The 19,011-nt window shown below is 66.5% G+C and carries 16 protein-coding genes; 6 read left to right on the plus strand and 10 right to left on the minus strand.

Translation table 11 applies throughout. The features are described 5' to 3' along the window. The first annotated feature begins 493 nt into the window (after window positions 1-493). Window positions 494-1,540, plus strand: coding sequence for a sigma-70 family RNA polymerase sigma factor (locus tag ACPXCG_RS22530; protein ID WP_425794559.1), 1,047 nt, complete (start codon window positions 494-496; stop codon window positions 1,538-1,540). A gap of 43 nt (window positions 1,541-1,583) precedes the next feature. Here ACPXCG_RS22530 and ACPXCG_RS22535 read toward each other — a convergent pair whose 3' ends face one another. Next, complete coding sequence (locus ACPXCG_RS22535) at window positions 1,584-2,006, minus strand: VOC family protein (RefSeq protein WP_425794655.1); 423 nt, start codon at window positions 2,004-2,006, stop codon at window positions 1,584-1,586. Window positions 2,007-2,105: 99 nt separating this feature from the next. Here ACPXCG_RS22535 and ACPXCG_RS22540 point away from each other — a divergent pair, with 99 nt between their 5' ends. Beyond that, entirely contained in the window at window positions 2,106-2,798 is a 693-nt protein-coding gene (locus ACPXCG_RS22540) for a histidine phosphatase family protein (RefSeq protein ID WP_425794560.1), read from the plus strand. Window positions 2,799-2,966: 168 nt separating this feature from the next. Here the strand turns inward: ACPXCG_RS22540 and ACPXCG_RS22545 are convergent, their stop codons facing one another. The 5 genes from ACPXCG_RS22545 to ACPXCG_RS22565 all read right to left on the minus strand — a co-directional run bounded on the left by ACPXCG_RS22545 (window position 2,967) and on the right by ACPXCG_RS22565 (window position 7,437). Continuing rightward, window positions 2,967-3,704 carry an SDR family NAD(P)-dependent oxidoreductase gene (locus tag ACPXCG_RS22545; RefSeq protein WP_425794561.1) on the minus strand — a complete coding sequence of 246 codons (738 nt, stop codon included), beginning with the start codon at window positions 3,702-3,704 and terminating at the stop codon, window positions 2,967-2,969. After that, window positions 3,694-4,722 carry a phosphotransferase family protein gene (locus ACPXCG_RS22550; RefSeq protein WP_425794563.1) on the minus strand — a complete coding sequence of 343 codons (1,029 nt, stop codon included), beginning with the start codon at window positions 4,720-4,722 and terminating at the stop codon, window positions 3,694-3,696. The genes ACPXCG_RS22545 and ACPXCG_RS22550 overlap by 11 nt, the downstream gene beginning before the upstream one ends. Further along, complete coding sequence (locus ACPXCG_RS22555; protein ID WP_425794564.1) at window positions 4,719-5,951, minus strand: acyl-CoA dehydrogenase family protein; 1,233 nt, start codon at window positions 5,949-5,951, stop codon at window positions 4,719-4,721. Before ACPXCG_RS22555 ends, ACPXCG_RS22550 begins: the two co-directional genes overlap by 4 nt. 103 nt (window positions 5,952-6,054) lie before the next feature. Continuing rightward, window positions 6,055-6,720: a TetR/AcrR family transcriptional regulator gene (locus tag ACPXCG_RS22560; protein ID WP_425794565.1), complete on the minus strand. Its 666-nt coding sequence runs from the start codon at window positions 6,718-6,720 to the stop codon at window positions 6,055-6,057. Between the two features lie 48 nt (window positions 6,721-6,768). Next, window positions 6,769-7,437: a TetR/AcrR family transcriptional regulator gene (locus ACPXCG_RS22565; RefSeq protein ID WP_425794566.1), complete on the minus strand. Its 669-nt coding sequence runs from the start codon at window positions 7,435-7,437 to the stop codon at window positions 6,769-6,771. A 108-nt stretch (window positions 7,438-7,545) separates the two neighbouring features. Here ACPXCG_RS22565 and ACPXCG_RS22570 point away from each other — a divergent pair, with 108 nt between their 5' ends. Together ACPXCG_RS22570 and ACPXCG_RS22575 are read left to right on the plus strand one after the other, a co-directional pair. Then, entirely contained in the window at window positions 7,546-8,463 is a 918-nt protein-coding gene (locus ACPXCG_RS22570; RefSeq protein WP_425794567.1) for an oxygenase MpaB family protein, read from the plus strand. 224 nt (window positions 8,464-8,687) lie between these two features. Then, window positions 8,688-10,928 (plus strand): MMPL family transporter, encoded by a 2,241-nt coding sequence (locus tag ACPXCG_RS22575; protein WP_425794569.1) that lies wholly within the window; start codon window positions 8,688-8,690, stop codon window positions 10,926-10,928. 182 nt (window positions 10,929-11,110) lie between these two features. Here ACPXCG_RS22575 and ACPXCG_RS22580 read toward each other — a convergent pair whose 3' ends face one another. Then, window positions 11,111-11,731, minus strand: coding sequence for a LysE/ArgO family amino acid transporter (locus ACPXCG_RS22580; protein WP_425794570.1), 621 nt, complete (start codon window positions 11,729-11,731; stop codon window positions 11,111-11,113). Window positions 11,732-11,811: 80 nt separating this feature from the next. Here ACPXCG_RS22580 and ACPXCG_RS22585 point away from each other — a divergent pair, with 80 nt between their 5' ends. After that, window positions 11,812-12,729: a LysR family transcriptional regulator ArgP gene (locus ACPXCG_RS22585; protein WP_425794571.1), complete on the plus strand. Its 918-nt coding sequence runs from the start codon at window positions 11,812-11,814 to the stop codon at window positions 12,727-12,729. Here the strand turns inward: ACPXCG_RS22585 and ACPXCG_RS22590 are convergent. The 3 genes from ACPXCG_RS22590 to ACPXCG_RS22600 are packed head-to-tail and all read right to left on the minus strand — an operon-like array spanning window position 12,722 to window position 16,561. After that, complete coding sequence (locus tag ACPXCG_RS22590) at window positions 12,722-14,041, minus strand: MFS transporter (protein WP_425794572.1); 1,320 nt, start codon at window positions 14,039-14,041, stop codon at window positions 12,722-12,724. The two genes, ACPXCG_RS22585 and ACPXCG_RS22590, sit on opposite strands and share 8 nt — an antisense overlap. Window positions 14,042-14,085: 44 nt before the next feature. Further along, window positions 14,086-15,570 (minus strand): flavin-containing monooxygenase, encoded by a 1,485-nt coding sequence (locus ACPXCG_RS22595; RefSeq protein WP_425794573.1) that lies wholly within the window; start codon window positions 15,568-15,570, stop codon window positions 14,086-14,088. A 37-nt stretch (window positions 15,571-15,607) separates the two neighbouring features. Further along, window positions 15,608-16,561, minus strand: coding sequence for a Ku protein (locus ACPXCG_RS22600; protein ID WP_425794574.1), 954 nt, complete (start codon window positions 16,559-16,561; stop codon window positions 15,608-15,610). Between the two features lie 51 nt (window positions 16,562-16,612). On the opposite strand from ACPXCG_RS22600, the gene ACPXCG_RS22605 reads away from it, so the two are divergent. Then, entirely contained in the window at window positions 16,613-18,985 is a 2,373-nt protein-coding gene (locus ACPXCG_RS22605) for an ATP-dependent DNA ligase (RefSeq protein WP_425794576.1), read from the plus strand. Window positions 18,986-19,011 lie beyond the last annotated feature (26 nt).

Below are 19,011 nucleotides of genomic sequence, written 5' to 3' on the forward strand. Positions count from 1 at the left end.
CGGATGAGCGGAAGTGAGTGGGCCGCCGTTGGCCCGGGGTGAATGCTGGGATCAGCGCATTCGGCAACAACACAGAACACGAGCAAACGGCAGCCGACAGCCCAGAGCGGTAGTCACATAGGTGACCTCTGGGACGTAGGGCTGGCGGCTCGTCATGTGCATCAAGCTAGCAACGCGCGAGGGCGACTGGCAACCTCGGACGGCCCACCACCCCGGTCGTCGGCGGCACGCAAATATGGGCGTTCACCGGCGATGATAGGACTGCGCCAACGTCCTGGCGTCGGTTGCGCGCAGCGTGATCCAAACCCGCTTCGGACGCCCCGGAGCGGGCCCGGCCGGCCCGGCGATCCCCCTCACGACCGCCGGACCGACCCGACTCATCCTGTGCATGAACACCGGACCTATATCTGACGCAGCGACCACGGAATCGGTTCCGTCGAACGCTCGACTCGAGGGGCTGACCTTGTCGGACCCTTCCCGTAATCTGGGTCACATGTCCACCACGACTGCGCCCAACGCGTCCGACGCCGAGTTTCTCGAGGTCACCGAACCGTTCCGGCGCGAGATCCTGGCGCATTGTTATCGGATGATGGGGTCCCATCACGACGCCGAGGATCTCATGCAGGAGACCTATCTGCGCGCATGGCGTGGCTACGGAGGATTCGATCGGCGTGCGTCGGTGCGCACGTGGTTGCACAAGATCGCCACCAACACCTGCCTCACCGCGCTGGGGAGCCGACAGCGGCGACCACTGCCGTCCGGACTCGGGGGTGACGCCTTCGACCCGACCGACGACCTCCTGCAAGACCACGAGGTCCCCTGGCTCGAGCCGTTCTCCGGCACCGTCGACGAGATCGCGCCGGGCGACGACGCCGATCCCGCCTATGTGGTGGGTGCCCGGGAGTCGATCCGCCTCGCCTTCATCGCCGCGCTCCAGCATCTGCCCGAACGTCAGCGCGCCGTCCTGATCCTCCGTGACGTCCTACAGTGGCGGGCCGCAGAGGTCGCCGACACCATCGGGGTCACCACCGCAACTGTGAACAGTCTTCTGCAGCGGGCCCGAGAGCAGCTCAAGAACGCTGCGCCCGAGAAGGATTCGCCGAGCACGCTCGACGATGCCGCCAAGCGTGAACTGCTCGCCAAGTACGTGTCGGCCTTCGAACGGTACGACGTCGATGCGATCGTCGACCTGTTCACAGACAAGGCCATCTGGGAGATGCCCCCGTTCACCGGCTGGTATCAGGGCCCCGCCGCCATCGGCACGCTCATCCGCCGCAACTGTCCCGCCGAGAAGGAAGGAGACCAGATCCTCCTGCCGACCACGGCGAACGGACAGCCGGCCTTCGGCCTCTACATGCGCGAGCCCGACGGCATCCACCGCCCGTTCCAGCTCCATGTGCTCGACCTCGACGCCGACGGCAAGGTCTCCTATGTGGTGGCCTTCTTCAGCGACACCCTGGAAGAAGATTTCGCGCGGTTCGGACTGCCCGCCACACCCTACGAGGCACCGCAGCGCTCCGCGCCGAGCCCGTTCCACTGAGCCGGATCACCGAGCCGCGCAGTCGGCTCAGAGCCCGGGCCCACTAGGTCGAGGAGTCGTCGTCCGCCGGGATCTGTGAGGGGTCCATCCAGACCACCTCCCACGCGTGGCCGTCGAGATCGCAGAAGCTGCGGCAGTACATGAAGCCGAGATCCTCGGGGTCACGCAGAGCGGATCCGCCGTATGTCAGCGCCGCATCCGCGCACCGATCGACCTCGGACCGCGAGCCGGCCGACACCGCCACCAACGACTCGCGTCCAAGGAGCGGGTCGGCCACCGCGCTCGCCGCATACCCCGCGAACCGCCCTGCCGCGTGGAGCACCACCCTGCTGCTGTCGTTGATCTCGATGCAGACGGTGCCCTGATCACAGAACAGCGCGTCGAACCGGAAGCCCAGGCACGTGAAGAACGCCCGCGAGCGCGCCACATCGGCCACGGGAAGGTTGACGAACAACATCGTCGACAATTCGGACACTCCTCGATCACGTGGTGATTCCACGATGTGTTGACCGGCCGGGCAGCCCGAACTCATCGGCAGCCGACCCGAGGCCATAAGGTGTGATGCATGGGCGTGATCTATCTGGTCCGGCACGGGCAGGCCGACCCGAATGCGTACGGCATCCAGGGCAGCGACGATCCGGCGCCCAACGGGCCGGGGGGACTCACCGACACGGGCGTGATGCAGGCCCGGCTGACCGGCGCGCTGCTCGCCAGCCTGACCGACAAGGTCACCGCTGCGGTGAGCGGTGATCTCCCGCGGCAGTCGCAGACCCTGGCCGCGGTGCTCTCGGCGTTCGACTCGGCTCCGACACCGGAGGTCGATCCGGACTGGAACGAATATGCGCTGCCGGCCTTGGTCGGTTCGGCCAGCGCCGAGGAGTATCGCGACGGCCGCAGCTATCAGCAGCGACTCGATACCGGTCTGGCCCAGTGGATCGCGGACACGGCCCAGCATCACGAGGCCGGCGGTGAGACCTACCGCGACTTCAGCGCCCGGATATCTGCCGCCGCCGACCGAGCCGTCGCCCTGGCCGGGTCGGGGCAGACCGTCGTGGTGGTGTCCTCCGCCGGCTCCATCACCCGATGGCTCGGCCAACTGTGGGACATCCCCGCGCAGGGCTGGCCGCTGCTGTCCCGCACGATGGTGAATGCCTCGGTGTCGAAGCTGATCGTCGGACGCAGCGGCGTCTCGGTCGTGTCCTTCAACGAACACGCCCATCTCGCGGATCGGGACGGTGGGGTCGCGACGTTCCGCTGACGGGGCAGACGATCTCGATACGGAGCCTCGCTACGCTCGGGTCCTACTCGATCAGCGGAGGCCGCCCGCCGCTGGTCGATCAGCGGAAGTCGCCTGCTGCTGGTCGAGTAGCAGATCCCGCGACGAAGGAGCCGGATCTGCGTATCGAGGCCCGCGTATCGAGGCCACTCACGCCCGATGCAGATTTGTCCCCGGCCTGGTCAGGATCACGTTGGGTAACACGGCAAATCGCGACAGCGCAGTGACCGAGTGTGCGATGGTGGCGACGTCGCCGACAGTGATCATCTCCTCGCCCGGGACCTGCTCCTTGAGCCAGTCGGACATGTCCGTGTCGACATATCCGGGTGCGATGGTGGTCGCACTCACGCCGTTCAATGACTCCTCGAGGTTGAACGTCTCGCACAGCGAGATCAGCGCCGCCTTCGTCGAGCCGTATGCGGACAGTTCCGGCTCGGGATAGACGCCGGTGATCGACGCGACGGCGATCACCTTCGCCACACCGTTCGCCTCGGCCGTGGCACGCAGCGTCGGCAGCAGAGATTGCAAAAGGATGTACGGCGCACGGACATTCACCTGATACAGACGGTCGAAACGACGGACCGGCAGGTCCGCGATGGCGCCCTTCTGCCCCATCCCGGCGTTGATCACCAGGGCATCGCACCTGCCGAACGCCTCGGCATGTCCCGCCGCCAGCTCAGCGACGGCGTCCGCATCGGTCATGTCCGCCGGGATCACCTCGACGCGACTCGCCCCGAGCTCCGAGAGCTCAGCGGCCCTCTGCTCCAACGCTTCTCGCCCGCGCGAACTGATGGTGAGGCCCCACCCGTCCGCGGCGAACCGCTCGGCGATCGCCGCACCGATCCCCCGCGAGGCGCCGGTCACCAACGCAACCTTGTCATCCGACATTCCGTGTCCCCCTCAGCTGCTGGAGCCCCGCGGCAACGAATTCTGCGGTCGCCTCGCCCGCACGCTCGGCACCGTCGGACGATGCGCCGGCACGCGCCCGATGCGCGATACCCTCCGCGACCACTCCGAGCTTCAGATTCGCCAGCGCCAGGTAGAAGTCCCAGTCCCCCAGATCACGTCCGGTCCGCGTGGCGTAACGCTGCGCGATGTCGTCGGCCGACGGATAACGATCGCTGGTCCACGCCGCCTCGAAGCCGACCACCTGATCGAAGCCGGGGCGGCGGTACACACACATCAGTGCGATATCGGTGAGTGGGTCGCCGAGCGTCGACAACTCCCAATCCACCACCGCTCGAACAACTCCCGGATCGTCGGGTGATGTGATGGTGTTGTCCACCCGATAGTCGCCGTGCACGATGGTGTTGCGCGCCTCGGTCGGCACCCGCTCACCCAATGCGGCGACAAGCCGATCGACGTCCTCGAGTTCACGGCTCTTCACGTGCCCCCACTGCCGGGCCCACAGCTTCACCTGGCGCGCGACAAAGCCATCCGGCCGACCGAACTCGCCGAGCCCGACAGCCCGGTAATCGACCTCGTGCAGCCGGGCCAACGTCTCCACCAGGCCGTCGAGATTGCGTTCGACATCACTGTCCGACAAGGCCTTCAGGTCACCGGCGGTCCGGATGACCGGTCCGTCGACGAACTCGACCACCGTGAACGGAGCGCCGAAGACCTCCCCCTCGGAGTCGATCGCGACGGTCCGCGCCACTGGGACGTCGGTCTGCTGGAGCGCACTCGTCACCGCCCACTCGCGGTTCATGTCGTGTGCCGACGGGGTGAGCCCGCTCGTCGGCGGGCGCCGCACCACCCAGTGCGACCGGTCATCGCGCACACTGAACGTCAGATTGGATTTGCCACCGCTGATGAGATCCACGCGGAGCCCGCCGACCACGTCGACTCCACGTCCGACCAGGAAGTCCCGCAGCAGAACCGAATTCAGCGCCGGATGCTCGCTCACCGGTTCGCTCCCGACGCGGCGGCGTCCGCCGACCGGGCCGCCTTACGTGCTCGACCGATCGCACGGCGCGCGATCGCCCATCGGTGCACTTCCGACGGTCCGTCGTAGATCCGGAACGGGCGCAATTCACTCTGCAGCCGCGCCAGCGGCAGGTCGTCGGAGACGCCCATCCCGCCGCACATCTGAATGCTGCGGTCGGCGATCCTCGTGTATGCCTCCGCGGCAAAGGTCTTGGCGATCGACGTCTCGTTCGACGCGTGGTTGCCCAGATCGAGTTCGTGGCAGGCCTTGATCAGCAGTGCGGTACTCGCGGCCAGATCGATCTCGTTGTCGGCGACCATCTGCTGAATCATGCCGAGGTCACCGAGCTTGCCGCCGAACCCTTCTCGTCGTGACACGTAGTCGACGGCGACATCGTGACAACGTTGCGCCGAGCCGAACCACCGCATCACGTGGGTCATCCGTGCCGGGCCCAATCGCACCTGCGCATACCGGTACCCCTCGTCGACCTCGCCGAGGATGTCCTCGTCCGGGACGAAGAGATCGGTGAAGCTGACCTCGCAGTGCCCGCCGATCATCGAGCGGTCCGTCGTCACGATGTGGCGGTCCACGGAGATGCCTGCGGCATCGGCCGGGGCGAGGAACATGGTCGCGCCGCCCCGGTCGCCGGGTGCCCCCGCGGTCCGCGCCATGATGATGAAGAAGCCCGCGCCATCGGCGCCGGTGATGAAGCGCTTCTCGCCGTTGATCTTCCAACCGCCGTCCACCTTGACGGCGCTGGTGCGTAACGCATTGGGATCCGAACCGGCTCCCGGGGAGGGTTCGGTCATCGCGAACGCCGACCGGACATCACCGGCCGCGAGCGGGGCGAGGTACTTGTGCTTCTGCTCGTCGCTCGCGACGTGCGCGAGCATGTGGACATTGCCCTCGTCCGGCGCGCCGATGTGCAATGCCACCGGCCCGAAGGTCGAGTATCCGGCAGCCGCGAAGACCGGTGCGCGGTCGGACATGTTCAGACCGAGCCCGCCGAACTCCACCGGCGCGTGTGGCGCGAAGATCCCCTCCGCCTTGGCCTTGGCGTTGAGCTCCCGACGGAGTTCGTCACCGCCGGCCGCGGTGATGTCTCCGCCATGCGCGTTCTCGATCGGCAGGACATGGTCGCGCACGAATCGGCTCGTCTTGTCGACGATCTCCGAGACGTCCGGGGAGTAGCTCAGGTCAACGGGCATCGGATCTCCTCATGGTTCGCCGACCGAGCGATCGTTCGGCGAACGTCACGATGCCAGCCCGGAAAGCCGCGGTCAAGTCAGGCCGACGCCACCGGGGGACGCATCAGTCCGAACCGTCGCCGGTCCGGTAGCCGACGAGAGCACGGGCAAGCTGCAGGTTCCGGGAGATGAGTTCGTCGGCACCGAGTTCACCGTCGAGCTTGAACCAGGTCGACACCCCGACACACATCGTGGCGACGGCACGACTCGCGTCCTTGGGATACCGGGTGGAGAACACTCCCGCCTCCACGCCGGCGAACACGACCTCGTCGACCATGTGCTGCTGCCGGTCCCGATGCCCGATGTAGGTCTGCCGATAGCTGTCGTCGAGACTGCGGATCTCGGTGGAACCGACGAACGCCTGCTCACGTCGGTACATGTGGAACCTCAGGAGCGACTCGACCACGGCGTCGAACTGGGCGATCGGCCGGTCACCGGCCTCAGAGATGGCACGCTCCGACCGACTCAGGAGGTCGGTCATGGTCCGCTCCAGCAAGCCCTGGAGCAACGACTGTTTCGACGGATAGTGGTGATAAAGCCCCGGTACCGAAAGGTTCGCGCGGGAGGCGATCTCTCGCACCGACGTTCCGTGGTAACCCTGCTCGGCGAACGCGGCCAGCGCCGCTGCCAGCGGCACCGGGAGCTCCGGCTCACCGTAGTCTCGCCATTCGCCGATGGAGTGTGGACGCACCTCCGCCTCGCCGGCTCCACTACTCATGGCATCCAACATAGCGTCCCTGCGGGTATGGCGGTGCAGCGGTGACACATGTCCCGATCGCTACGCGCCGAACCGTTCCACGCCGTCGGCGATGGCCATCATCAACCCGACGCTCACCTCCACGACACCGCCGCGGTCGAGGTCCAGGTGGCCGTCGAGCCATGCGGCCAACAGGTGGGCGAGGCCGCCGACCTGGAAGTGGGCCGCGGCCAACGCCTTCGGATGCGATCTGACCTCCAGCACTCCCGACGCCGACTGCAACGTCAGTCCGGCGAACAGCGCCGTGGACTCCATCCGCTTGGCCGCGATGGTGGGGCTGAGTAATGACTGGGAGAACAGCAGACGGCCCTTGCGGCGATCCTCGTCGATGATGCGCACGATGGTGGCGATCGCACCGGCAACCTTGCCCTCGACTGCGTCGCCGGCGTCGAACGCGGCGAGTGCATCCTCGGAGATCTCCGCGATCACCTCGTCGAACGTCGCACTCACCAGCGCTTCTATCGAGTCAAAACTCTCGTAGAAGTAACGCGTGGTGAGACCCGCCTCCCGGCACACACCACGCACCGTGACCGACCCGCCGTCCGATGCGCCGAGCAGTTCGAGTGCGGCGTCGACCAGTGTGGCCCGACGGCGGGCGACGCGGCTGCCGCCGTCCTCACCGCCGTAGGCACGCAATCTGCCGCCGGTACTCGATGAGCCGGTCGACCTGGTCTCGGAGGTGCTCGCCACATGTCCATCTTGACACCGATGACGATGACATCGTTGAATGAAAGAGAATACGCACGTTGTCAGAATGTGTGGCGGTCATGAACTGTCCGAGCAAACATGGGAGACCTGGTGAGTACTGAACCGATCGTCGACGTCGAGGTCGAGGTGCCGGCTGCCCACTCGGCGACCGCGCCGGACACCGAGTACCTGCCACCGGCGGCCCGGATGACCCGTGGCGAACTCGACGCCCTGCCGAGCCGGATGAACGAGATGAAGGGCATCTCCGCGCTCGCCGGACCGGCCAACGTGATCATGCAGCTCGCCATGCCCGCGGTCGGATACGGCGTGTACGAGAGCCGGGTCGACAGCGGCAACCTGTTCAAGCACCCGATCAAACGAACTCGCACCACGCTGAGCTACCTCGCCGTCGCGGTCATGGGCAGCCCGGCCGATCGCAAGGCCTACCGCAAAGCGGTGGGCAAGGCGCACGCGAAGGTGCGGTCGAGCGCCGACAGTCCGGTGAAGTACAACGCCTTCGACCCTCAGCTGCAGCTGTGGGTCGCGGCCTGCCTCTACAAGGGCTGGGAGGACATGCAGCGGATCTACGGCGATCCCGCCGACATCACCGACGAGGCCTATCAGAACGGCGCGGTCCTCGGCACCACGCTGCAGGTGCCGCGCGAGATGTGGCCGGCGACCCGAGCCGATTTCGAGACCTACTGGAACGAGACCGTCGAGAGCTTCGAGATCGATCCGGTCATCCGCGAACACCTGATGAGCATCACCCGTGCGGAATTCATGCCGCGCTGGTTCAGCGTGCTGGTCGGCTGGTGGTTCGAGCTGCTGACCATCGGCTTCCTGCCGCAGAACTTCCGCGACAAGATGGGCCTCGAGTTCAAGCCCTGGCAGCGCGTCGTGTTCGACACGCACAACAAAGTTGTCCGCGCCATCTGCAATCGGCTTCCGAAACCCATGCGCGAGTTTCCGTTCAACCTGCTGCTGTGGGATGTCCGCTTCCGGATCAGGACCAAGCGACCGCTGGTCTGAGCTCCCCTGCTCGCGGGCCCCGGGTCTCGATACGCTGCCTCGCTCCGCTCGGAAGCTACTCGACCAGCGAGAAATACCCCCGCCCGCCGGTCGAGTAGACGACGAGCGCAGCGAGGAGTCGTATCGAGACCCCACTCACACCGACTGCAACGGATCCCGATCACGGTCGGCACTCCACGCTCCGCGCCCGATACGCTGGCAGTCACATCGATTGGGAGGTCGCCGTGGCGTTGTGGTTGTACCGGCTCGGGCGTTTCACGTTCCGGCACAAATGGTGGTTCGTCGGAGCCTGGCTCGCGGTGATCATCGCCCTCGGCGCGATCGTCAGCGCGGCCGCACCCAAGTTCTCCACCGATTTCGAGCTGCCGGGCACCGACTCGGACCGTGCGATGTCGGTGATGAAGTCCGATTTCCCCGCGATCAACGAACAGCAGCTCAAGGCGTCGACCAGCATCCTGGTGGCCGCCGACGACGGGCTCGCCAACCACACCCAGCAGATCGACGCGCTGGTCGCCAAGGCCCGGACCCTGCCGAAGGTCGTGGAACCGGAGACCGTGGTCAACCCGGTGACCGCTGCGCAGGAGAACCCCGCGATGGCCTCGGCCGTCCTCGGCGACAACGGCAAGGTCGGCCTGATCCAGATCCGTCAGGACATCCCCCAGCAGGACCTGACCGGTGAGGACATGCAGCAGTTCGAGGATCTGTTGGCCGAGTTCCGTGGCGACGGACTCCAGGTCGAGGGCACGGGTTCGCTGATGCAGGTGTTCGAGCAGGGCGGCGTGTCCGAGCTGCTGGGCTTCGCGGTCGCGTTCGTGATCATGATCGTCGCGTTCGGCGCGCTGATCGCCGCGTTCATCCCGATCGTCACCGGCATCATGGGCGTGGGGATCACCATTCTGCTGGTCACGTTGAGCGCCAAGATCATCGACGTCCAGCAGAGCGCGACCACGATCATCACCATGCTCGGCATCGCCGTGTCGATCGACTACGCACTGTTCATCGTGTCCCGGTATCGATCCGAGCTGAATCTCGGCGGCAGTCGCGAGGCCGCGGTCGGACGGGCGGTCGGCACCGCGGGTTCGGCCGTCGTGTTCGCGGGCCTGACGGTGATGATCGCGGTCGCCGCGCTCGCCGTGGTCGGGATCCCGTTCATCACCCAGATGGGTGTCGCCGCGGCCGTGGCCGTCCTCGTCGCGGTGTTGGGCGCGATCACCCTCATCCCTGCGCTCCTCGGTGCCTTCGGGCGATTCGCGTTCAAGCCCCGCATCCCGGGTATCCGGCACGGCGACGAGCCCGACTCGCAGCCGTCGAACGGTTTGCGGTTCGCGCGGTTCGTCACCCGCTACCCGCTACCGGTGGCCATCGTCGGTCTCGTCCTCCTGGCCGTCGCCGCGATCCCGATGACCAAGATGGACCTCGGGATGGAGTCGACCACCGACAGCGAATACGCCGCCACCCAGCTGCTCAATCGAGGCTTCGGCGAGGGCGTGAACGGCCCCCTCCTGGTGGTCGTCAGCGACGCCGACGGCGGTGACGTGGCACCCGCGGCGACGGCGGTCGTCGAGAAGATGAAGACCCTCGACAACGTCGCCAATCCGGCCCAGATCACCTGGATCGGCAATGGCACCGACCCGGCGAACCCGCAGGCCGGCGCGACCGCGGCACTCATCTCCGTCACCCCGCAGCAGTCGCCGAGCGGTCCACAGACCCACGAATTGATGGAACAGATCCGTGACTACGGCGCGACCTCGCCCGACGGCGCCACCGTCAACGTCGGCGGACAGACCGCGATCATGTCGGACATCTCATCGAAGCTCAGTTCGGCACTGATCCCGTTCCTGATCGTCGTGGTCGGGTTGGCCTTCATCATCCTGACCATCGTGTTCCGGTCGTTGCTGGTCCCGCTGATCGCGACCATCGGGTTCCTGTTCTCGGTGTGCGCAACGTTCGGTGCGACGGTGGCGATCTTCCAGGAGGGCGACTTCGGCCTGATCGACCACACCAAACCGATCATCTCCTTCCTGCCGATCTTCCTGGTGGGCGTGGTGTTCGGCCTGGCGATGGACTATCAGGTGTTCCTGGTGACCCGAATGCGCGAGGAATACGTACACGGCGTCTCGGCCAAGGATTCCGTCATCGTCGGGTATCAGCACGGCGCCCGGGTGGTCGCGTCGGCGGCGGTCATCATGATCTCCGTGTTCGCGGCGTTCATGCTGGCTCCGGACACGATCGCGAAGATGATGGGCTTCGCGCTCGCGGCCGCGGTCTTCTTCGACGCCTTCATCATCCGGATGGCCGTGGTGCCTGCGGTCATCACGCTGCTCGGCGACACCGCGTGGAAGCTTCCCCGTTGGCTCGACCGCATCCTCCCCAACGTCGACGTCGAGGGATCCGCCATCCGCGAGATCCCGATCGAGACCCAGGTGGATCCGGATCTCTGGGAGCCCGAGCCGGCGAAGGTGTGACGGCCCACCTCGCCTCGGACGCCGCCCGATCCCTGAGGAGCGAGCCCGCGAGCGTCACCCGATCCCTGAGGAGCGAGCCTGCGAGCGTCACGAAGGGCCGCCCTTCGTGACGACCCTCCGCGGGCTCCGGGTCTCTCAGGCTCCGGGTCTCCTCAGAGATCGAATCCCGGAAGGCCCCGTCCTCACACCGACGCGATCAGCATCGCCCCCATCGCGAGCATCACGACCGCGACGACCGCGTCGAGCACCCGCCACGATCTCGGTGACGCGAAGTGGCGGGCAAGCCTCGTGGCGCCCCCGCCGAGCGACGCGAACCACAGCAGGCTTGCGAGGCATGCGCCGATGGCGAACGCCCACTTGGCATTTCCGTGGCTGTTCGCGATGGCCCCCATGGTGAGCACCGTGTCCAGGTAGACGTGCGGGTTGAGCCACGTGAGGGCCAGCGTCATCCCGACCGCCGCCCACCGGCTCACATTGTTCGCCTCGCCGGCATTGGTCACGATGGCCTCGCTGCTCCGCAGACACCGGCGCGCCGCCATCAGGCCGAGCACGACAACATATCCGCCACCGACGATCTTCGCGATCGTCACCACCGCCGGGTGAGCGGCGACCAGTGCGCCGAGCCCGGCGACGCCCGCGAGGATCAGCACCACGTCGGAGATCGCGCACACCGCGACGACCGGGATCACATGTGAGCGGGCCACACCCTGCCGGATGACGAAGACATTCTGGGGCCCGATCGCGATGATCAGCCCGGCGCCGGTCAGCAAACCGGCGACGGCGGCAAGGACATACGTGCTCATGGCAACGACGGTAAAGACACATGCCACGACAATCCAGCGAATGTTTTTCACGAATCATTCACAGAACTTATGATTACCCGATGGAGATCAGCCAAGAAGGCCTGCAGACCCTCGCCGCGGTTCTCCGTGAGGGCACCTTCGACGCCGCGGCGACATCACTGCACATCACCCCGTCGGCGGTCAGCCAGCGGATCAAGGCCCTCGAGACCTCGGTCGGAAGGGTGGTCCTGCGCCGCACCAAGCCGGCCACCGCCACGCCCGACGGCGAGCTACTCGTCCGCCTCGCCAAGCAATGGGAGCTGCTGCGCGAGGAGACCCGCTCCGAACTGATGGGCAGTGGCACGGCCGATCAGGACTCCGCCCGCATCCATCTCCCGATCGCCGCGAACGCGGACTCGCTGGCAACGTGGTTCCTCCCGGTTCTCGCGCGAATGCATCACGAGCACCCGGTCGCCATCGAGGTGGTGCGCGACGACGAGAGCCAGAACACCCGGTTCCTGCGGTCGGGAGAAGTGCTCGCCGCCATCACCTCCGACCCGCTCGGCATCCGCGGCTGCACCACCCGGGCACTCGGGTCGATGCGCTATCTGCCAGTCGCCACACCGGATTACGTGGCCCGCTGGCTCCCCGACGGCCCGACAGCGGCCGCGTTGTCCCGAGCCCCGATGGTGCTGTTCGACCGCAACGATTACATCCAGCGGGACGTGCTGACAACTCTTGCCGCGCAGCCGGTCTCGCCACCGATCAGCTATATCCCGGCCTCCACCGAGTTCCACCTCGCGGTGGAACTCGGTGTCGGCTGGGGTGCGGTACCGGAGGTACAGATCGCCGACGCGCTCGGCGCGGGGCGGGTGATCCCCATCGTCGACCACCACGTCGACATCCCGCTCTTCTGGCAGTATTGGAAACTCAGTTCGCCGATCCTCGACGCCCTGACCGACCTCACCGTCGCGGCGGCAGCCGAGCATCTCGTACCGCCGCCGGACCGGCTCAGGTGAGGACCTTGGGATTGTCGGTCACCTGAATCCGCAACGGATGGTCGATCTCGTCGCGCCACAGACGCGCCGCGAGGTAGAAGCACGCTGCGACCGGCACCGGCAGCAGACCGGCGACCACAAAGGTGGCGGTCAACCCGATCGCGTGACTGACCGGCGCGGCGATCGCCATCGACACGGGCATCAACGCAACCGACACGAAGAAGTCCAGGCTCGCGACCCGCCCGAGGAGCGCCGGTGGGACCCGACGCTGTAACAGCGTGCCCCACAAGACCATCGGGCCATCGAACAGCACGCCCATCAGGAGCCCGGCGGCCACGAACATCCACGTCCGGTCGGCGAAGCCCATGATCACCAGCGGCACGCTCGAGAAACCCCAGATCGAGAACATCACCGTCAGATACCGTCGCGGCATCGGGATCGAGGCGAACACCAGCGACGACAATGCCGCACCGACGCCGAACGCCGCGAGCACCAGCGAGTGGTCACCGGCGCCGCCGTGCACACGTTCCCGCAAGGCGAACGGCACCAGCACCTCGATCGGCCCCATGGTGGCGAGCACCAGGATGCAGGCAAAGAACAGGGTCGCCCACAACCACGGGGTGCGCCACATGTAAGCGAAGCCCTCGGCGATGTCGGTGACCACCGACCGGAACGGGTGCACCGTGATCGCGGCGGGTTCGCGCCGCACCCGGACCGGATCCATGGCGACATAGAACAGCGACGACGCCGCGCTCGCGACGCCCGCCAGCACGATCGAGGCGGCGGGTGACGCAATCGAGATGACCCCGCCCGCCACCATCGGACCGAACGCCTGGAAGACCACCGGACGCAGAAAACCCTCGATCCCGTTGGCGGCCTGCAACTGTTCCGCCTCCACGATGCTGGGCAGCAACGCAGAGTATGCGGGGTAGTACATGCCCATGGTGACGCCGCCGACGAACGCCGCGACGATCAGGAAGGGCTGATTCAACACACCGAGCATCGCGGCGACACCCACGACGCCGAACGCCAGCAGCTTCACGATCTCCAGCGCGATCATGATGCGCCGCTGGGAGACCCGGTCGGCGAGGACTCCGCCGGCGAGGGTCGACACCACCATGCCGAGCGCAGCCACGCCGGTGACGGCCGAGAGTTGCCCCGGTCCGCCGCCCATACCGATGACCTGCCACACCACGCCGACGGTCCACACGCCGTCGGCGAACATGGCCAGCACCAGACCGAGGACGAGCAACCGGTACTGCCGCAGCGCGAACGGTCTCAGCGTTGCGGGCAAACGACGGTCGGCCACGTGCCGATCGGAACCGGTGCTCACGTATCGAGCTTGCCGGATGATCACCGCCTCCGGCCAGCGATTATTCAGGCCGGACGCACGCCTACCCGAGGTTCGACCGTCCCGAACACCATCGCCTCGGTCACGTCGTACCGTCGCGCGTCGATGGCGTCGAGGACCAGATTGTGCCGGACGCGCCACGGTCGCTCCGACGACGCCTTGGGCAGCAGAGTCGCGGCCCGTCGTACGTATCCCGAGTCGAGGGCGAGCAGCAGTTCCTCCGGGAGGACCGCCGACCCGACCGTCGGATATGCGTGCGTGTACCCGTGCTCGTCCATGTGCGCGATCAGGTTTGCGAAGGCCTGGCTGGTCAGATCGACCCGAAGGGTCCACGACGCATTGGTGTAGCCGACCGACCAGGCCATGTTCGGGACGTCGTTGAGCATGTATCCGCGGTAGGCGAACTTGTCGTGCGGCTTGAACTCATGGCCGTCGATGCTCAGCGTCGCGCCACCGAAGGCGATCAGCGCGAGTCCGGTGGCGGTGACGACGATGTCGGCGTCGAGTTCGCGGCCGGAGACCAGTCGGATTCCGCCCGAGACGAATCGATCGATCTGATCGGTCACCACGTCGGCGTCGCCGTGGCGGATGGTGCGGTAGAAATCGCCGTCGGGGATGATGCACAACCGCTCGTCCCAGGGCTCGTAGCGGGGCCGGAAGTGGGTGTCGACGTCGTAGCCCTTCGGCAACGACCGGATCGCGATCTGGCGGAGGGTGTGGCGCGAGAGCTTCGGGAAGGCGCGGCAATAGAGGTAGAAGGCCAAGGTGCCCAGTGCATTTCGCCACCGGATGAGGTGATGCGACCACGTCTTCGGGAGTGCCCGCCGCAGCGCTCTGGTCATCGGGTCCTGCCACGGGAGCGGCAAAATGAAGGTGGGTGACCGCTGGAGCATCGTCACTGCGCCAGCGGATTCCGCCATGGCGGGGATCAGGGTGACCGCGGTGGCACCGCTGCCGATCACCACCACTTTCTTCCCCGCGTAATCGAGGTCCTCCGGCCAGAACTGCGGGTGCACGATGGTGCCGGAGAAGTCGGCCATGCCGGGGAAGTCCGGCAGGTATCCCTCGTCGTAGCGGTAATACCCGGTGCACATGTAGAGGAATCGTGCGACGTAGGTCCGACGGGTCCCGTCGTTCTCGGTGGTCACCGTCCAGAGATCCGTGTCGCTGTCGAAATCGGCTGCGGTGACAGACACCTCGAAGTCGATGTGCCGATCGATCCCGAACTCGTGTGCGGTGTCCTCGAGGTAGTCGCGGATCTCGTCGCCCTCGGCGATGGTCCGGTCCTTGGGCCACGGGCGGAACGGAAAGCTCAGGCTGAAGATGTCGGAATCCGACCGGACGCCGGGATACCGGAAGAGGTCCCACGTCCCACCGATCCGGCTGCGCTGCTCGACGATCCGGTAACGCAGACCCGGATTGCGTTCGGTGATCCGGAAGGCGGCGTCGATGCCCGAAAGACCCGCGCCGACGATCAGCACGTCGAGCTGTTCGGATTCCCCGGTCACCACACCATCACTCCATCCGCCGTCGCGACCACCGCACTAGCTAGGCCGACTTCTTCGCCGCCGCCTTCTTGGCCGCGGTCTTCTTTGCCGGGGCCTTCTTCGCGGCCGCCTGCTTCGCCGGGGCCTTCTTTGCCGGCGCCTTCTTCGCGGCCTTCTTGGCCGGGGCAGACTTCTCCCCGTCGTCCTCCGACGCCGAGCCGTCGGAGGTGCCCTTGTCCTTCACCGACGCGCGCAGCGCGGCGAGAAGATCGGCCACCTCGGAGTCGTCGTCTGCCGAGGATTCTTCCTCGCTCTCCGGGAATGCGTCGGCACCTTCGGATTTCGCTTCGACGAGTTTCGACAGCTCGACCTGATAAGTGTCCTCGAACTCGGCGGGGTCGAAGTCCTTGGCCATCGTCTCGATGAGCGACGCGGCCATCTCGAGTTCCTGGGGGCGGATCTCGGGTTCGTCGCCGAGGAACTCGAAATCGGCGGCCCGGACCTCGTCCGGCCACAGCAGGGTCTGGAGGGTCATGACACCGTCGACCACGCGCAAGGCCGCGAGCCGGGTCCGGTTGCGGAGCGTGAAATTGGCGATGGCGAGACGGTCCGTCTTCTGCAGTGCCTGGGCCAGCAATGCGTAGGCCTTCGGGGACTTCGACGCCGGCTCGAGGTAGTAGGGCTTGTCGAAGTAGATCGGATCGACCTGGTCGGTCGGGACGAACTCGAGGATGGAGATCTCGGGACTCTTCTGCACCGGCAGCATCCCCAGGTCCTCTTTGGTGAGGATCACGGTCTCCCCGGAGTCGGTCTCGTACGCGTTCGCGATGTCGGAGTAGTCGACCTCGGTGTCGGTGCCCTCTCGCACTCGCCGATACCGGATCCGCGTGCCGTCCTTGGAGTCGACCTGATACGACTTCCGGTCGTGACTTTCCGTGGCCGAGTACACTTTGACCGGAACATTCACCAGGCCAAAGCTCAGATCGCCCTTCCAGATCGAGCGCATGGGGTTCATTGTGCCACCGGTTGCCTGAATCCTCGGCCCGGAATGTGGACAATGGTGGTCATGGCGGGTGGTGACAGTCTCGAGGTCGACGGTCGTCGCATCCCGGTCACCAACCTCGAGAAGGTGCTGTATCCGGAGACCGGTACCCGGAAATTCGAGGTCATCGACTATTACTCGCGCATCGCCGACGTCCTGCTCCCGCACCTCGCCGGCCGCCCGATCACCCGCAAACGCTGGCCGAACGGCGTGGAATCGATGCCGTTCTTCGAGAAGGATCTCCCGGTGTCGGCACCGGATTGGCTCGAGCGATTCGGCGAACAGCACAGCAAACGCGTGATCACCTACCCCCTCGCATCCTCGCAGGCCGACCTCGTGTGGTTCGGCCAGATGGCCGCGCTGGAATTGCACACGCCGCAGTGGCGTGTGCCGGCCTTCGACGGAACCGCGCCGAAAGCCGACCGTCTCGTCCTCGACCTCGATCCCGGTCCCGACGTCCCGCTCTCGCAGTGCGCCGAGGTGGCACTGATGATCCGCGACATGCTGTCGGCGGCCGGGCTGACCGCGTTCCCGGTGACGAGCGGCGGCAAGGGGCTGCACCTGTACGCACGGTTCGACCGCCCCGTCTCGCCGGACGCGGCCCGGACGGTCGCCAAGCAGATCGCCACCAGTCTGGCCGCCGCGCATCCCGACTCGATCACCGCGACGATGTCCAAGTCGATCCGGGCCGGCAAGGTCTTCATCGACTGGAGCCAGAACAGCGGCTCCAAGACGACGTTGGCGCCGTACTCGATGCGCGGTCGGGAACAGCCATGGGTGGCCGCACCCCGCTCCTGGGACGAACTCGACGACCCCGACATCGGCCAGCTGCTGTTCCACGAGGTCCTCGAAAGAGTTGCCACCGACGGCGATCTGCTGCTCGACCTCGACGACGCACACGACTCCGATTCCGAAGAGCTCGACACCGACGCCGTCGTCGCGGCGGCCGCCACAACTGCCCCCGTCTCGAATCCTGTTGTCAGCCTTGGCGAGTACCGCCGTAAGCGGGATGCGGACAAGACACCCGAGCCGTTCGGCGACGAGGCGCACCGTGATCGCGCCGACGAAGAGACGTCGGCCGACCCGATCTTCGTCATCCAGGAGCATCACGCGCGCCGTCTGCACTACGACTTCCGGCTCGAGCGTGACGGCGTGCTGGTCTCGTGGGCGGTCCCGAAGAATCTGCCCGACGACCCGGGCCAGAACCGTCTTGCGGTGCACACCGAGGACCACCCGATGGATTACGCCGATTTCGAGGGAGACATCCCGCACGCCGAATACGGCGGCGGGCACGTGGAGATCTGGGACCGCGGCACCTACGAGACCGAGAAGTGGCGTGAGAACGAGGTGATCGTCCGGCTGCACGGCGAACGGGTGCAGGGTCGCTACGCGCTCATCAAGACGGGGGACAAGAACTGGCTCGCCCATCTGATGAGCGACGAGCCGCGGCCGATCCTGCCGGACAGTCTCAAGGATCCACGACCCATGCTGGCCACCGACGAGTCGATCGACAACCTCGACGGACGCGACTGGGCGTTCGAGGGGAAGTGGGACGGCTACCGAATCCTCTTGCGCTACATCGACGGCGACTTCCGACTGACGTCGCGGTCGGGTATCGACATGACCGCCGACTTCCCCCGCCTGCGCTCCATCGCCGACGATCTCGGGCTGATCGACGTCGTCCTCGACGGCGAGGTGGTGGTCCTCGATGCGAGTGGTCGGACCAACTTCACGCTGCTCGCCGCACGCAATACCACCGACGAGGATCTCACCGTCAAGCTCTATATCTTCGACGTGCTCTACCTGAACGGCACGTCGCTCCTACGTCGGCCGTGGTCACAACGACGGGAGTTGCTCGAGGAGCTCGCCCCGGCATTCGCGCACTCGCCCTATGCCGAGGTCCCGCCACTGCTCGACGGGCCCGGGCGTGCCGCGGTGGAGCACAGCCGCGAACAGGGGTACGAGGGTGTCGTCGCAAAGCGACGGACCTCCACGTATCAGCAGGGCCGGCGCACCACCCAATGGCGCAAACACAAGAACTGGAGCGACATCGAGGTCGTGATCGGCGGATACCGGCCCGGCCGCGGCAACCGGTCGGACACCATCGGGTCGCTACTGCTCGGACTGCCCGAGGAAACCGGGCTGCGATACGTCGGACGGGTCGGCACCGGCTTCACCGACGCCCAACTCCGTTCCCTCGCCGAAGAACTCGAGCCGTTGCAGATCAAGTTCTGTCCATTCGTCGACAAGCTGGACCGCCCGGTCGCGTCGAGTGCGGTGTGGGTGCTGCCGAAGATCGTCGGCGAGGTCCGGTTCATGGACTGGACCACCACCGGTCACCTGCGCCACCCCAGCTGGCGCGGCATCCGCCGTGACAAACTGCCCGGAGACCTCTGAGACCTGTCCACCGTGGAAAGGGAAAA

This window comes from Gordonia sp. DT218 (assembly GCF_049847105.1).
In the GTDB taxonomy this organism is placed as follows: domain Bacteria; phylum Actinomycetota; class Actinomycetes; order Mycobacteriales; family Mycobacteriaceae; genus Gordonia.